Consider the following 14537-nt stretch of genomic DNA (forward strand, 5'->3'; position numbering starts at 1 on the left):
TCATTCAAACAGAAAACCAAACCGTTAGAAGATAAAGTATTTTAGCAATGTAAGCAGTATTCTCTTACCGGTTGAAATTATAAATAGTACTTTAGTTGTTCTCTTGCAATGTGACTGTATTAAAATATTATTTTAATAAATAGCTGTTATTTTTAATCAATCTTGTTCTTGATGTGCATCACATTATCAATACTGGTTTCCTAATTGCCTTGAGATACTTAGTGTGTTTGTGTATTTATATACTATTGTTCCTAATTAATTAAATGCAGACTTTAGATTAATGGCTAACGCATTCATTATTTTTTAACATGCAAAGCTACTCGTTATTAAGCGATTTATTCGATGCAGATCTCTTGCAATATTCGACAGTATTAAACTAGTGGAGTCAGACATGGAACTTGAAAACATCGTCATGGAACTTATTATCCAGTCAGGGGAGGCGCGTTCTAACTCAATGGAAGCATTACGCTGTGCCCGTCAGCAGAAATGGGAGGACGCTGAACGTCTGCTCGCTGCGGCAACGGCATCAATACGCGACGCTCACCATATTCAAACCTCCCTTATCGGTGAAGATGAAGGCTGTGGAAAAATCCCGGTCAACCTGATCCTGGTCCATGCGCAAGACCACCTCATGAACGCCATGTTATGCCGTGAACTCGCCGAAGAAATCCTCTTCCTACACCGAGAGTTAGCCGCACTAAAAACCGCCAAATAGCACAGTATCCCTCTTTCTATTCTTGATAAGCATCACGCCTGTGTTTACAGGCGTGATGCTTAACAGTTCAGCGAGCGCTCTCTTACTCTTCAATTACCACCAGACTTCAGCCTGTGCCCCAAACGATAACTGATCGCTCTTATTATCGTTAAACGCGAAATTATCAATCTCATTATCTAATGCTTTAAGATAAGTGGTATAGAAACGGATTTCTGGTCGAGAGTTCAACATACTGGTGCCAACTTTAAAGCTATGGAACAGCGTTGCTTTCACGCCCGATTCGCGATAACTCACGTCGCTGGCCTTGTTAGTCTGTTTAAACCAGGCTAATTCGACGCCCGTCTGGTTAAAATCATTCCAAATATAGGCTGGGCGTACGACCGCACGCAGGCTATTGAAATCGGTATGTTCACCGGTGTGGTAGCTATACAAGTCATTGCCGTGACTATAAACCAACGTATTAGCCACGATAACATCAGGACGTAAATACAGCTCACCCTGCGTAAAGACGCGGAAGGCGAGGCCATTATTATGGTCGCCATAATAATATTCACCGCTGCCGTAATCTGGGTTGGCATCAGAAATATTCATAAAACCGGTGGCGATAGAGTTATTCGCAATCTGGAAGGCAAAATCACTGCTGCCACCATTATCATACTTTTGGCGCAATACCGTGGTGCCTAGCCAGGCATCTTTCACCTTAAAATACTTTTTATCATTTTGTTCATGCCGTTGATCATTGCTGTCATTACTGGCGTTATAGCGCGCGGCGACTTCTAGCGTTGCATTATTCCACAGTGGGATATCATGGTAATGGGCATCAAACGAGTTGGTATTCACATCTTGGTGGCTATCACAATTGGCGGAGCCGTTACTATTACGTGCGCACACGCGTAAATCCTGGCGACTAAGCGACACATTTAACTGACCTGGGCCAATCGCGAGATTTTCTAATCCGGCCCCCCCGGCGGTATTGGCCTTATGCGCTTTCCAGTCGAGCATTTGGATCTCATACTCTTGTAGCGCATGCTTACCCACCCACAGATTAGCGTCAGGGAAGCCGGGAACAAATCCGGTGGTCGTCAGATACATATCAGAGAATTTCAGCAGGTTATCGCTGCCGTCATTAAACCAACCGTCGCTGTAATTTTGTCCTACATTACCATCAAGCATGACGACGGTTTTTGCCGTGCGGCCATCTTTGTCATAAACCTTCTGATTTAAAGTTAAATCAAACCAGCCGCTATTCTCGTTACCAAAGCGTCCCAGTGAACCTATTGCCCACGACTTAGGCACGCCGTTAGTGGTACTCGCCCAGCCAGCGCGGAAATAGCCGGTATAACTGAAACCGATTTCGTCTTTAATATAGCGGCTCACATCCGCCATACTGACCGCTTGTGTTGGTTGTGGAGCATCTGCCGTGGCAGTATTAGCCGATGGTCCCGTGCTGTTATTCGTCGCCGTATTTTTCTCCAAAATAATACGGTCGTTACCATTGATTTTATTATTTTTAGACGCCCCGGAACTTGCCAAAGTATTTTGTGGTGTCGCTTCTGGCGCCATTTGCCAGCGTTGCTGAGTTTGTTTATATTGCGCTAACTCTTTACGGGTTTGTTGTAATTCCTGCTGATTCTCCGCTAACTGTTTTTCTAATAATGCTAAGCGTTGCTCTACCGTTAATGGTGCCGCATAAACATTATTTGCCAGGCAGGCGGAAATAATGCCAAGGGCGATCAGGCTCTTTGAGTAGTGACCCAACATAATTTTCTCCAGACAGAGGTATTAGAGGCCAGAATTAAAACTCTGGCTTGTTTTTATTTTATAATTTGAAATGGGATGCTTATGCATCCCGAAATATTTATATTCTTTGTTGATTAATAAAGTGCCAAGTGGCGCCTAATAGACCAGCATCATTTTTATGTGTGGCACAGTCAATAATGGTGTCTCGTTGACCAAACCATGACATATGAGATAAAAGTTCGTTAATAAATCCTGTACGAGAAGTAATGCCGCCACCGATAAAAATATGCGTTGGGTCGAAGATATTAATCAGGTTATATAAACCTACGCAGATATCATCATAAAAAGCGTTCACTAATCTGACACACTGCGCATTATTATTATCAAACCCGGCAAAAATCTCTTCACCGCTGACGTTTTCCCACGATTGCTGAGTCAGTTCTGCATAGCGTTCGCGTAAAACTTTTAAGGTACAGACTTTATTCATCGTGTAGCTATTGGGTGGGTTAGCGCCGGGGCGTTCGTTGAACATATAACCGAATTCGCCGGCACGAAAACGTCCGCCACGGACCACATCACCATTTGCATAAATACCGCCACCAATGCCGGTGCCAATAGTCAGACAAAGGAAGTCTTGCAGATCTCGCGCTTTGCCTAGCCATTTCTCGGCCAGCAACACACAGTTGGCATCGTTCTCAATACTGACCGGCAACCCCGTTTCCTGCTGCAACCACGCTTTAAGATTGAAGTTATCAAAGCGGCGGATAGCACCGCCCATGCTAATCAATCCGCTAAAGGGATTAACATGGCCGGGAGCGCTGACGGCAATACCATGACAGTCTGGCTGCTGTTTCAGCCAGGCGAGTATCTGTTGCATAATTTGCTCGCCATCACTATCACCAACGGCTGCCGATTGCTGAGCAACAATGTTGCCATCGGACAGCACGCTGGCCATTTTCAGCGAAGTTCCGCCAATATCGAATGCGGCAATTTTCATCGCGGACTCCTCCATTATTCGCTTTTGGCCTCGGCCGGCTGGGTTTTATTCGCCACCATCACAAACGGCAGATAAATCAGCGTTGATACCAACAAACAGAATAGACCGACCAACAGTGCTAGCCAGTTCCCCCCGGTGCCGAGGAAGGGAATAAGCGGCCCCGGCGTGGTCCATGGCAAGGCATAGGCCACCGGTGGAATGATCTCTAAAGAGACAAAGAAATAACCGATCAGCGAATTCACCGCCGGTACCAAAATGAACGGGATCACCAGAATCGGGTTTAGGACGATCGGTAAACCAAAAATGATCGGCTCATTGATATTAAACAGGCCAGGGAAAATAGACAGCTTGGCAATATCACGATAATCGGCGCGGCGGGAAGCAATAAATATCGCCAAGATTAACCCCAACGTCATTCCCGAACCGCCATAGTTGGCAAAGGTATCGTAAATACTGCCCCAGGTGATCGGATAAGGTGCACCCCAGGTACTGCCGTTTTGTGCCGCGTACGAGAGGTTTTCCAGATTGGCTTCAGAGAAAATGGCTTCGCGAATGGCTGCAACCGTGTTCGGGCCGTGAATCCCCAGCACCCACAGGAAGTTAGTGAACAAACCAATAATGACTACCGCAAAGATATTGGTGCCCATATGCTTGAGCGGCGCTTGAATTAATGAATAAACCAGATCATTAATACCGTTTGGTGAAATAAGGCTAATCAGGTAATTGAGAATGGAAAACACCACCATGACAATAAATACCGGGATAAGCACTTTAAACGAGCGAGATACTGCCGGCGGCACTTGGTCGGGCATGGTAATCGTTGCGCGCGGTGAACGGGCGAGGCGGCAAAAAATCTCCCCGACAATTAACGCTACTAAGATGGCGACAAACAGCCCTTGAGCGCCCATATATCTCATGGTGACAAAATTTTGGCCGTCAATTTCTTGATAGGGCGTATAAACAATAAAGAATGCGCCAATAGAGGTTAATCCACACAGCAATTCATCTTGCTTAAATGAGGCGGCAATATTTCTGGCGACCAAAAAAGCAATTAAAATGGCCATAATATTCACCGAACCTTGCATTACCGGTGAAAATAAAGCTTGCGCACTGGCGAGATTAGGAAAGAGCTTACCAAGGAAGAGCATTTTCGCGATAAATCCATCAGGAGATAAAATCGCAAAATTAATTAAAGCTATCAGGGAACTGGCCATGACCAGCGGGAAAGATAAAATAAAGGCATCTCTCACGGCAGAAACTTGGCGTTGAGAGTTGAGTTTTATCGCAATAGGAACCAGGACTTTTTCCATTCCTCGTTCAAGAGACGTCATGATGCTCATTTATTTTCCTTACGCAAAGGACAACGTAGAGTAGCAACGCAGAGAGATAATTCTCTCTGCGTTAATAATAAATAGGGTTTTTAAGACTTATTTACTGATTATTATTAATGGCTTCTAATGCGGTTTCTAATACGGCTTGCCCGTTCATGGCACCGTAATGTTTCATATCAATAACCAGCACAGGAATGCGGCCTTGCACCACATTATCAACCTGAGCCTTTTGATAGCGAACCTGCGGCCCAAGCATGACGATATCTGCACTTTCTACAACGCTATCGAACTCGCTAATTGACAGGGCTTGAATATCAACGCTTTCATTTACCGTGTCGGCGTAAGCCTGCATCCTTTTTACTAACATGCTGGTGGACATGCCCGCGGCACAAACCAGTAAAATCTTTTTCATGGCACTTCTCCTTAAGCTAATCGATCAACTCGTAAAACATCGGTGACAATAAATAGCGGGGGAACAGTGGTGCTATTTTTTATTGTCTGTCAGCGTACGGCCATTGCTTTCAATGACGCTCTGATACCAATAAAAGCTTTTCTTCTTATAGCGAGTCAGGGATTTCGAGCTGGTTTCATCTCGATCGACATAAACAAAGCCATAGCGTTTTTGATAGCCATTAAGCCAACTCAATAGATCGGTAAAACTCCAGGTGCAATAACCGAGTACATCAACGCCATCTGAAATTGCCTGTTGTACTGCCAACACATGCTGATTAAGGTAATCGATGCGGTAATCATCATGAATCTGATGATCTTCAGTTAAGGTGTCATATTCGCCCAACCCGTTTTCGGTCACCATTACAGGCAACTGGTAACGGCTGGCAATGCGGCGCAGACCAATACGTAATCCGGTAGCATCAATATCCCAATCCCAGTTAGTTCTCTGTAAATTAGGGTTACGAACATGCTTATAGACGCCAGGTAACCCTGACTCTTGTGCGGTGCCTTTCTGGCCGGTGGTATTCATTTTTGCCAAACCCACCCCATCGAGCGGGTTATAGGCGTTGGTCATGGTGCGGTAATAGTTCACCCCCATAAAATCGGGCATCGCCTGTTTAAGTAATTCTGCATCTCCGGGCTGCGTTTCCGGGGCTAACTGATTATCAACTAACCATTGCCACACTTGCCGCGGATACTCACCACGGGCATAAACATCCATCCAAAAATGCGCATCAAAAGCTTCGGCATTTTCTGCGGCCAGCACGTTCTCTGGATTGGCATCGATAGCATAGTTAGGGCCATAGGCGAAACTTGGCCCAATTTTCCCGGTACACCCCAGACGGCGGAAAGCGAGTATGGCGGCGGCGTTAGCCAAATTGGCATGATGATTGGCCTGATACATGCGTTTTTCATCACGCAGGCCCGGCGGGTGCATCGCTGTTTTATAACCGTGGCTGATAAATACATTCTGCTCATTCATCGTGACCCAATATTTCACTCGATCGGCAAAATGAGAGAACAACGTTTCGGCATAGCGGGCGAAATCATCGATAACCTGACGTGATTCCCAGCCGCCGTATTGATCTTGTAGGGCTTGTGGAATATCCCAGTGATAAAGCGTGACAATAGGTTCGATGCCTTTAGCGAGTAATTCATGAATCAAACGGTCATAAAAATCCAACCCGGCCTGATTAATTTCACCATTGCCTTGCGGATAAATACGACTCCAGGCCACAGAGAAGCGATAAGCACGCAGGCCAAGTTCAGACATCAACGCGACGTCTTGTTGGTATTGATGGTAGTGATCGACGGCGATATCACCAGTAGTTCCAGCGAAGGTTTTACCAGGAATTCGCACAAAATTATCCCACACCGACGGGCCTTTACCATCGGTATCCCAGGCACCTTCAACTTGATAAGCGGCAGAGGCAGAACCCCATAAAAAATTTTTTGGGAATGCTTTTAACTGTTTGTGTTCCATTACCTTGTCCCTTTTCGCTAAGATATTCCTACGATTAGTCCGAAAGGTAAAATACGTTACTACTCTTATTCGAATCTGTTATACAGATCACTTTATTTTATAAACAACTGTGTTCATTTTTTTTATAAAAAAGGTACAACTAGCACCTAAAAATAATTTCTTTTCTATTTTTGATTTTAACGAAATGATTTTCATGATGAAAATTTACTTCTGGTTACGTTTGTATGAGGTTCAAAAGTGATTTTTAAAGAAATAGTCAAACGTTTGCGCGATCGCGTCAATTCGCTGGAATATCAAATTGGCGATATTCTCCCCTCAGAAATAACCCTGGCGAAAATACTGGGCGTATCGCGTAATACAATACGCAAAGCGGCCTCTGAATTGGTGAGTGAAGGTTTGTTAGAGCGGCGTCATGGCGCGGGTACGTTTATTAAGAATAAAAATATTCAACCGAGAATTACTACCCTAAAAAGCTTTTCTGAAAGTGCCAATGAAGCAGGAAAACGCTGCGAAAATCGCGTTCTGGAGTTTCGTGTTATGCCTGCCAGCATAGAAGTGTCGACACAGCTGCAAATTCAACCGAACGAGCAAGTCTATTATATCAGGCGGTTACGCTGTATCGATGATAATCCGGTACAGCTTGAAGATACCTGGATGCCAGTGGCGTTATTTCCCAACTTGTCAGTACGAGATATGCAGCGCTCAAAATTTGCTTATATAGAATCGAGCTGCGGTATGACTATCGCAGGCTGTTATGAGACTTTTTTACCAATAATACCGAATAAGAAAATTGCTGCATTATTGCAGGTGAGTGAGAAAGAGCCCGTTCTACAAATGAATACACAGGCTGTGGATATCAACGGTGTGCGCCTCGATTACTCAACGCTGGTATGTAATATGCACGAATTCCGCGTGCGTTATTTCTGGCCACGGCTGAGGCCACTTTATGATTGTGTTAATTAGTATGCATGGTAATAATATTCAGACTACATCTAATTGAGTGGGTTTTATTGATTTAGAACGGTTGTATCAGCGGTGATAAATCAAGCCATTCAACTTATAAAAACAAAACGCCGTTAACTAAATATATTCCCAGTTAACGGCGTAGTGTAAAACTCAATATTCAGATTTTAGCAAGGACACTTGCCTAATTTTCCCGCCTCGCTAGGGAAGCGAGCATTCAGGCAATAGCGATGAAACTCTTTTTCAGTCATCGGTTGGCGTAATGGGTGATGCTGCTTCATATGTTTAACGTAATTACCATAATCTTGCACACCAACCATCAAACGAAAACTTTGTGCCAATCGGCGGCCAATCAACGTAACCCATTGGCGTAGATTTTCTGGCCGAGCCTCGACCTCAAACAACGGATGACAGCGAATAACATGCAGCGCAGTGTGCGTGGCACAGCTGTATGGCAAATGAGTCGGTGACCACCCACTGTTTTTGGGAAAAGCAGTGCCAGGCAAATCAATCTCAGACATGACGTGTCTCCTGACGGGGTAATGGGCTGGTTTCATGCACGGTTGGCACGGAGGATTGCAACGCGCGACGAATGACAAAGAACGATGAAATCAGCATGGTGACAGCAACCAACATAAAGAAGGCGCACAGCGCAGCGTTAATCTGATTATTCATCACAATTGTATGCATATCGGCCAGCGTTTTTGCCGGTTTGATTATCTCACCATTCTCAATCCCCGCTTTGAACTTATTGGCTTGAGCCAGGAAACCAATCGATGGATTGCTATGGAAGATTTTCTGCCAGCCAGCGGTCATTGAGGTCACAAACAGCCAAATCGTCGGCAAAATAGTAACCCAGGCATAACGCTGTTTTTTCATCTTAAACAGCACCACGGTACCCAAAATCAATGCCATTGACGCCAGCATTTGGTTGCCAATCCCGAAGAGCGGCCACAGGGTGTTAATGCCGCCAAGTGGGTCAACCACGCCTTGATAGACAAAGAAGCCCCAACCGGCAACAGCAACCGTGGTTCCAGCGATAGTACCAATCCATGAACGGTTATTGGCTAAACTTGGCACCGCAACGCCCACTAGATCCTGCACCATAAAACGACAGGCGCGGGTACCGGCATCAACGGCGGTCAGAATAAACAGCGCTTCAAACAAAATGGCGAAGTGATACCAGAACGCCATCATTGCCCGGCTATTAAAGACATCGCTAATAATATGTGCCATACCGACGGCGAAGGTTGGGGCACCGCCAGCGCGTGACAGAATAGTTTGTTCGCCCACTTCTTTGGCAATCAGCGCCAGTGCATCAGGGGTCACCACAAAGCCCCAGCTATTAATGACCTGTGAAGCCTGTTCTACCGTAGTACCAATCAGCGCCGCAGGGGAGTTCATCGCAAAGTAAACGCCCGGGTCAATCACTGAGGCGCAGATAAGCGCCATGATGGCGACAAAAGACTCCATCAACATTGCGCCATAGCCGATAAAACGGATATGACTTTCGCGTTCGACCAGTTTTGGCGTAGTGCCGCTGGCCACTAATGCGTGGAAACCAGAGATAGAACCACAGGCAATCGTAATAAACAGGAACGGGAACAGTCCGCCAGAAAACACCGGGCCGCTGCCATCAATAAAGCGGGTGACGGCAGGCATTTTCATTTCAGGCATGGCAAAGACAATGCCAATAGCCAAACCGACAATCACGCCGATTTTTAAGAAAGTAGACAGATAGTCACGCGGTGCCAACAGCAACCACACTGGCAATACCGAGGCGATAAAACCGTAAATGACGAGTACCCAAGTCAACGTGGTGCCGTGCAGGGTAAAGAACGGTCCCCAATAAGGATGCGCGGCAATATTACCACCGTAGATAATCGCCAACATCATCAGCACAAAGCCAATAATCGAGACTTCGGCGATTTTCCCCGGACGCAAATAGCGCATATACACGCCCATAAACAGCGCAATAGGAATGGTTGCTGCAATGGTAAATAATCCCCACGGGCTATCGGCCAGAGCTTTCACCACCACCAATGCCAGAGCCGAGAGGATAATAATCATCACGCCCAGTGCGCCAAGCATGGTGACAACACCGGCAAAACTTCCCAATTCTTGTTTTGCCATCTCACCCAGCGAGCGGCCATCGCGCCGGGTAGAAATAAACAGGATCAGGAAATCCTGCACGGCACCGGCCAGCATCACGCCGACCAAAATCCAGATAGTACCCGGTAAAAAGCCCATCTGTGCCGCCAGGATTGGACCGACTAATGGCCCGGCCCCGGCAATCGCAGCAAAATGGTGGCCGAATAGCACCCATTTATTTGTCGGCACATAATCAAGCCCATCATTTTTTCTCATTGCAGGCGTGGTGCGCCGGTCATCAAGTTCAAAGACTTTCTTGGCAATAAATAAGCTGTAAAAACGGTAGGCAATGCTGTAACAGGCAATCGCGGCGACGACCAGCCAGACGGCATTAATATGCTCGCCACGATTTAATGCCAGCATGCCAAAAGCGAAGGCGCCAGCGATAGCGACCAACAGCCAGGCAATCCCAGACTTTATATTTTTCATAAGCAACAACTCCATGTGTTAAGGGGCAGTAATAGCTATATTTTTCTTTTAACTTTTTTGTTCTTAACTTTTGCTTTTTCTTTCTAAAATCAGGAGCTAGCAGGTGAACTCCCTTTTTGCTGTGGTAGGAAACTGCTTATTAAAAATAATGGTTTCGCACGGTTATCGTAGAAAAGAAAAGCAGAATTGTGATGTGGTCAACGAATTACTTGAGGGACGGTAATGGATTGAGATGAAACAGACGTTGATAGTGCACCATAAGGCAATGATATGCTGTCGCGATTGATGATAAACACCTAGCAAAGCACGATATCTAACTGGAGCAATAAATGAGCAATATAAGCGTTGAGTTGGTTAATTATCAGGTTGAAGGCCAGACTTTCCAAGGCCGTTTGGTTTTCAGAAAAGATATTACTGAAAAACAACCTGGCTTGCTGATGACACCTAACTGGATGGGCGCAACCGACGATGCCGTCACCTTGGTTACACCGGTCGTTGAAAAAGGTTACGCAGTATTTATTGCCGATTTATATGGCGAGGGTGTGCGCCCAACCAATGCTGAAGAAGCCACGGCGGCCATGATGTCCGTCAGAGATCAACCGGCGGAGCGTTTGCGTACCCAGGCTGCTTTAGACGCACTGTTGTCGCAACAAATTGTCGCGGTTGATAAAGAGAAAGTGGCCGCATTTGGTTTCTGTTTCGGCGGTCACAATGTGCTGGAATTAGCACGCAGCGGCGCGGATCTTAAAGCGTTCGTCTCATTCCACGGCTCATTAGATACCACCGATACTGCCGGCGCGAAGAACATTAAAGGTGCCGTTTTAGTATTACATGGTGCCAGCGACCCATTAGTGCCAGATGAGCAGGTACAAACGTTTGTTAAAGAAATGAAAGCGCAAAATATTGATTGGCAGTTAGTCAGCTTTGGTGGCGCGGTGCACTCCTTTACCGATCCACATGCTAATGCTCCAGGTTTCAGCCAATACAACGAAAAAGTCAGCAAGCGCGCGTTTGATGCAATGTTCCAACTGTTTGAAGAAGTGCTTTAATTAATAGCCAGCCCCAAGTGAATCGTTATTTCACCTGGGGCTGATGAAAATATTACTTGATAGACCGAGGTCGCTGGAATCTAGTGGCTTATTTCCCACCACTTAATTAACACGGTGTTTCCGTTGCCATAATTTGTTGGCGTAGCCAAATATTAGCGGCATCGCGGTCGACTAAATCTGTCCACATCATCTGGTTGCGAAAGCGCCCTAACGCCAGCGGAACCGCAGAAATACTCAACTGAAATAATGCGGCATATTGCTGAGCAATCCGCGAAGGCAATGTCACCACCACGGGTGAATGTTGCGCCAAGTGCAGCAGTGATAAAAAATTCCCGGTTGAAAATGACACCTTTAATGACGTTTCCGCCAGTCGGAAAGCCTCTTCAACGCATCCCATCATATTATCGCTGAAGGTAATCAGCGCATGTTGCGCATCAAGATAGCAGGGCAAAGAGAGCGGGGCACGATAACCGGTAAGCGCCGCGTTATAGCAACAGACCATCGATTCATCGTACATAAATTGCGTATGATGCCAGCTCTCCGCCGCGTCAAAGCAGCCGATAGCCAAATCGATTTCGCGATTATTTAACATACTATGCACCTCGCGGCGCAATGCCTGCGTGGCAAGAATTTTAATACCGGGGGCAATACGATGAATATGCGCCATCAGCCGCGGTAATAGATCCACTTCTTGCTGGGCAGACACGCCAATCCGAAACACCCGAACGCTGGTTTCTGCTTTAAACGTTTCTTGAAACAGAATGGTACTTTCGGCTTTCTGCAAGATTTCATGAATCATTGGCGACAGCTGCTGCGCCCGCTCTGTTGGCTGCATGGTATGGCCGATACGCACAAAAAGCTCATCGGCAAACAGCAAGCGCAACATCTTTAAAGAATGACTCATCGCCGGTTGCTGGATACGCAGCCGGGCGGCCGCGCGCGTGACATTACGCTCATGCATTAAGGCATCAAAGGCGATCAGCAAATTGAGGTCAAAACCCCTAATATTGAAATGATTTATATTGCTCATAAATTGAATCGATTTGTTCAATAGTTTGGCTAGATATAGCCTGTTACTCACCAATAAGCAACGAAAAGTGACAGGCTATGCAACCACGCACCTTACAAAGACAGACTTGGCAATTCGGTGATATTCGTATCAGTAAAATCCCAGAAATCCCGCTTTCCGGCAGCCAGCCTGCAACGTTATTTCCCGACGGTTGGAATGAGACGTGGTTATCACCGCTGGCGCAGCAACTTGATGCTCATAGCCTTAGCAGTAATGGCCTGCTGGAGCAGAGTGTCCATAGTTGGCTGGTACAAACGCCGCAGCACAACATTTTGATCGATACTGCGACAGGCAATGGCAAACACTTTCCAGAGTTGCCGCGTTTTCATCAGCTCAACAGTCAATGGTTAGAAAATTTGCAGGCGCTGGGCGTCAGTGAAGTGCAGATAGACTACGTATTACTCACCCATCTTCATGTTGATCACGTGGGGTGGAATACCCAATATTCCCAAGGAGAGTGGCGGCCGCGCTTTACCAACGCCACCTATTTCTTATCCGCAAGGGAACAGCGCCAGCAGGCCGATAACTTGCAGCAAGCGCAGCCAACTGACTTACCTTCACGTATTTACGCTGAAAGTATCGCCCCGATAATCGCGAGTGGGCGTTATCAGTTTATTCCCGAAAACGGCGTGGAAATATTGCCGGGCATCCGTTTTCTATCGACCCCGGGGCACAGTGTGGATCACCAATCTATCATCATCGATACGCCGGAAGGCACAGCCTTCTTTTCCGGGGATTTAATGCACCATCCGCTGCAAGTCTATTATCCGCAGCTCAACTCCCGTTATTGCGAAGCCCCCGATTTAGCGAAACAAAGTCGTCTGAAGGCATTGGACTACGCCAGCAGCGGGGATGTTATTTGGTTTAGCAGTCATTTTGCCGATACCTCCGCTGGTCGGGTAACGCGCGTTGGTGAAGGATATTCCTGGTCATTTTTGGCGGAGCGAGCATGAACACATTGATACACCAAGTGATAGCGGAAGATTTGATGATCAACAGCGCAGACCCCGGTATTCGATTACACCTGCGTTATAAGCATCTATTGCATGCTGCTCCTGCGAATGAGAGTAATGTGCTGATTATGGTGCATGGTGCGACTTACGCCTCCGAAAGCCTATTTGATGTACCGGTAGCCGATCACTCCTTGATGGATCAGCTGGCTTTCGCCGGGCTGCATGTATTTGCTTTGGATATTCGCGGTTACGGTAAATCAGACCGGCCGGCGGCGATGATGCAAGACCCCAAACTCTCGGCACCGGTTAGCGATACACAAACCGGCATCGGTGATTTGGCGAGTGCGGTTGATTACCTGCTTTCTCGCTATCAACTCCAGCAACTCAATGTTTTTGGCATGTCGTGGGGCGGCAGCGTTGCCGCGGCTTACAGCACTCGCTACCCACAGCAGGTTGCTAAACTGGCGTTAGTGGCACCGCAGTGGCTTAACTCTCAGCCCAGCCATATTGATATCGACGGTGAGATTGCCGCCTGGCGCGAAGTCAACCCGGCCGCTTTCCAACAGGCCTGGCTGGCTAATGCGCCAGAAGAAAAAAGAGCTGATTTAATCCCCGCAGGCGTATTTCAGCGCTGGCTTGAGGCGGTACTTGCCAGCGACGCCGATTATCAACAGCAATCAGCGGGGAAAATACGCGCGGTGAACGGCCCATCGCTGGATAAGCGCCGCTTCTGGCGCGCAGGCATTCCATTCTACGACCCGGCAGAGATACGCGCGCCGCTATTACTGATACACGCCGAGTGGGATAACGACGTGCCATTTACCGCCACCGCCGATCTTTTCAAGCGCTGTAGCAATACGCCGTGGCGCAGATGGTTGGAAATAGGTGAGGGCAGTCATATGATCTTGCTCGAGAAAAATCACTGGCAGGCGTGGGATGCAATCACCTGTTTTTATACTGAGGATTAAGTGTTGGCTCCGCCTTGGGGGCAAACATTTTGCTGCCAGGGCGGTGTGTGATTGAGTAGGGTGAAATAGATGATTGAAGGCAGTGAATATTGTCTGCTTTGAGCGAGGAGCGGACATTAAAAACCTCCGAGTTATAGCGTTCCTCGAAACGTATCCCTAAAGGCATGAACGCTGGCGTGATACTTACATAAGCGCTTCAACTTCTACAAACCCCAGAAATTAGTTTTTTATGAATA

13 protein-coding genes are annotated in these 14537 nt (G+C 46.9%); 5 read left to right on the top strand and 8 right to left on the bottom strand.

Annotated features, from left to right (window positions below; all coding sequences use genetic code 11):
• The first annotated feature begins 391 nt into the window (after positions 1 to 391).
• Entirely contained in the window at positions 392 to 715 is a 324-nt protein-coding gene (locus ACL9RG_RS20070) for a PTS lactose/cellobiose transporter subunit IIA (protein ID WP_422794412.1), read from the top strand.
• Positions 716 to 808: 93 nt separating this feature from the next.
• Here ACL9RG_RS20070 and ACL9RG_RS20075 read toward each other — a convergent pair whose 3' ends face one another.
• The 5 genes from ACL9RG_RS20075 to ACL9RG_RS20095 form a co-directional block, all read right to left on the bottom strand.
• Positions 809 to 2476 (bottom strand): carbohydrate porin, encoded by a 1668-nt coding sequence (locus ACL9RG_RS20075; protein ID WP_422794413.1) that lies wholly within the window; start codon positions 2474 to 2476, stop codon positions 809 to 811.
• Positions 2477 to 2573: 97 nt separating this feature from the next.
• Complete coding sequence (locus tag ACL9RG_RS20080) at positions 2574 to 3452, bottom strand: ROK family protein (protein WP_422794414.1); 879 nt, start codon at positions 3450 to 3452, stop codon at positions 2574 to 2576.
• Positions 3453 to 3466: 14 nt separating this feature from the next.
• Complete coding sequence (locus ACL9RG_RS20085) at positions 3467 to 4792, bottom strand: PTS sugar transporter subunit IIC (RefSeq protein ID WP_422794415.1); 1326 nt, start codon at positions 4790 to 4792, stop codon at positions 3467 to 3469.
• A gap of 91 nt (positions 4793 to 4883) precedes the next feature.
• Entirely contained in the window at positions 4884 to 5195 is a 312-nt protein-coding gene (locus ACL9RG_RS20090; RefSeq protein ID WP_422794416.1) for a PTS sugar transporter subunit IIB, read from the bottom strand.
• A 72-nt stretch (positions 5196 to 5267) separates the two neighbouring features.
• Positions 5268 to 6719 (bottom strand): glycoside hydrolase family 1 protein, encoded by a 1452-nt coding sequence (locus ACL9RG_RS20095; protein WP_422794417.1) that lies wholly within the window; start codon positions 6717 to 6719, stop codon positions 5268 to 5270.
• Positions 6720 to 6956: 237 nt separating this feature from the next.
• On the opposite strand from ACL9RG_RS20095, the gene ACL9RG_RS20100 reads away from it, so the two are divergent.
• Positions 6957 to 7682 (top strand): GntR family transcriptional regulator, encoded by a 726-nt coding sequence (locus ACL9RG_RS20100; RefSeq protein WP_422794418.1) that lies wholly within the window; start codon positions 6957 to 6959, stop codon positions 7680 to 7682.
• A 167-nt stretch (positions 7683 to 7849) separates the two neighbouring features.
• Here the strand turns inward: ACL9RG_RS20100 and ACL9RG_RS20105 are convergent, their stop codons facing one another.
• Together ACL9RG_RS20105 and ACL9RG_RS20110 are read right to left on the bottom strand one after the other, a co-directional pair.
• Positions 7850 to 8203, bottom strand: a complete 354-nt coding sequence (locus ACL9RG_RS20105) for a YbdD/YjiX family protein (protein ID WP_422794419.1) — start codon at positions 8201 to 8203, stop codon at positions 7850 to 7852.
• On the bottom strand, positions 8196 to 10262 hold the full coding sequence (locus ACL9RG_RS20110) for a carbon starvation CstA family protein (RefSeq protein WP_422794420.1): 2067 nt from the start codon (positions 10260 to 10262) through the stop codon (positions 8196 to 8198). Before ACL9RG_RS20110 ends, ACL9RG_RS20105 begins: the two co-directional genes overlap by 8 nt.
• Before the next feature lie 329 nt (positions 10263 to 10591).
• On the opposite strand from ACL9RG_RS20110, the gene ACL9RG_RS20115 reads away from it, so the two are divergent.
• Positions 10592 to 11311 carry a dienelactone hydrolase family protein gene (locus ACL9RG_RS20115; RefSeq protein WP_422794421.1) on the top strand — a complete coding sequence of 240 codons (720 nt, stop codon included), beginning with the start codon at positions 10592 to 10594 and terminating at the stop codon, positions 11309 to 11311.
• Between the two features lie 106 nt (positions 11312 to 11417).
• Here ACL9RG_RS20115 and ACL9RG_RS20120 read toward each other — a convergent pair whose 3' ends face one another.
• Positions 11418 to 12341, bottom strand: a complete 924-nt coding sequence (locus tag ACL9RG_RS20120) for a LysR family transcriptional regulator (RefSeq protein ID WP_422794422.1) — start codon at positions 12339 to 12341, stop codon at positions 11418 to 11420.
• A gap of 77 nt (positions 12342 to 12418) precedes the next feature.
• Between ACL9RG_RS20120 and ACL9RG_RS20125 the strand changes: the two genes are divergently transcribed.
• A complete protein-coding gene (locus ACL9RG_RS20125; protein ID WP_422794423.1) occupies positions 12419 to 13333 on the top strand; it encodes an MBL fold metallo-hydrolase in 915 nt (304 codons plus the stop codon).
• The gene (locus tag ACL9RG_RS20130; RefSeq protein WP_422794424.1) at positions 13330 to 14301 is read left to right on the top strand and encodes an alpha/beta hydrolase; all 972 of its coding nucleotides are present in this window, start codon (positions 13330 to 13332) and stop codon (positions 14299 to 14301) included. The genes ACL9RG_RS20125 and ACL9RG_RS20130 overlap by 4 nt, the downstream gene beginning before the upstream one ends.
• Positions 14302 to 14537 lie beyond the last annotated feature (236 nt).

Source organism: Rouxiella sp. Mn2063 (assembly GCF_049319665.1).
GTDB lineage: Bacteria > Pseudomonadota > Gammaproteobacteria > Enterobacterales > Enterobacteriaceae > JBMOUD01.

What these genes read in the sequence shown, in the direction of transcription:
- ACL9RG_RS20070 (WP_422794412.1), top strand. Translation starts at nt 392, where the DNA reads ATGGAACTTGAAAACATCGTCATGGAACTTATTATCCAGTCAGGGGAG.
- ACL9RG_RS20075 (WP_422794413.1), bottom strand. Translation starts at nt 2,476, where the DNA reads ATGTTGGGTCACTACTCAAAGAGCCTGATCGCCCTTGGCATTATTTCC.
- ACL9RG_RS20080 (WP_422794414.1), bottom strand. Translation starts at nt 3,452, where the DNA reads ATGAAAATTGCCGCATTCGATATTGGCGGAACTTCGCTGAAAATGGCC.
- ACL9RG_RS20085 (WP_422794415.1), bottom strand. Translation starts at nt 4,792, where the DNA reads ATGAGCATCATGACGTCTCTTGAACGAGGAATGGAAAAAGTCCTGGTT.
- ACL9RG_RS20090 (WP_422794416.1), bottom strand. Translation starts at nt 5,195, where the DNA reads ATGAAAAAGATTTTACTGGTTTGTGCCGCGGGCATGTCCACCAGCATG.
- ACL9RG_RS20095 (WP_422794417.1), bottom strand. Translation starts at nt 6,719, where the DNA reads ATGGAACACAAACAGTTAAAAGCATTCCCAAAAAATTTTTTATGGGGT.
- ACL9RG_RS20105 (WP_422794419.1), bottom strand. Translation starts at nt 8,203, where the DNA reads ATGTCTGAGATTGATTTGCCTGGCACTGCTTTTCCCAAAAACAGTGGG.
- ACL9RG_RS20110 (WP_422794420.1), bottom strand. Translation starts at nt 10,262, where the DNA reads ATGAAAAATATAAAGTCTGGGATTGCCTGGCTGTTGGTCGCTATCGCT.
- ACL9RG_RS20115 (WP_422794421.1), top strand. Translation starts at nt 10,592, where the DNA reads ATGAGCAATATAAGCGTTGAGTTGGTTAATTATCAGGTTGAAGGCCAG.
- ACL9RG_RS20120 (WP_422794422.1), bottom strand. Translation starts at nt 12,341, where the DNA reads ATGAGCAATATAAATCATTTCAATATTAGGGGTTTTGACCTCAATTTG.
- ACL9RG_RS20125 (WP_422794423.1), top strand. Translation starts at nt 12,419, where the DNA reads ATGCAACCACGCACCTTACAAAGACAGACTTGGCAATTCGGTGATATT.
- ACL9RG_RS20130 (WP_422794424.1), top strand. Translation starts at nt 13,330, where the DNA reads ATGAACACATTGATACACCAAGTGATAGCGGAAGATTTGATGATCAAC.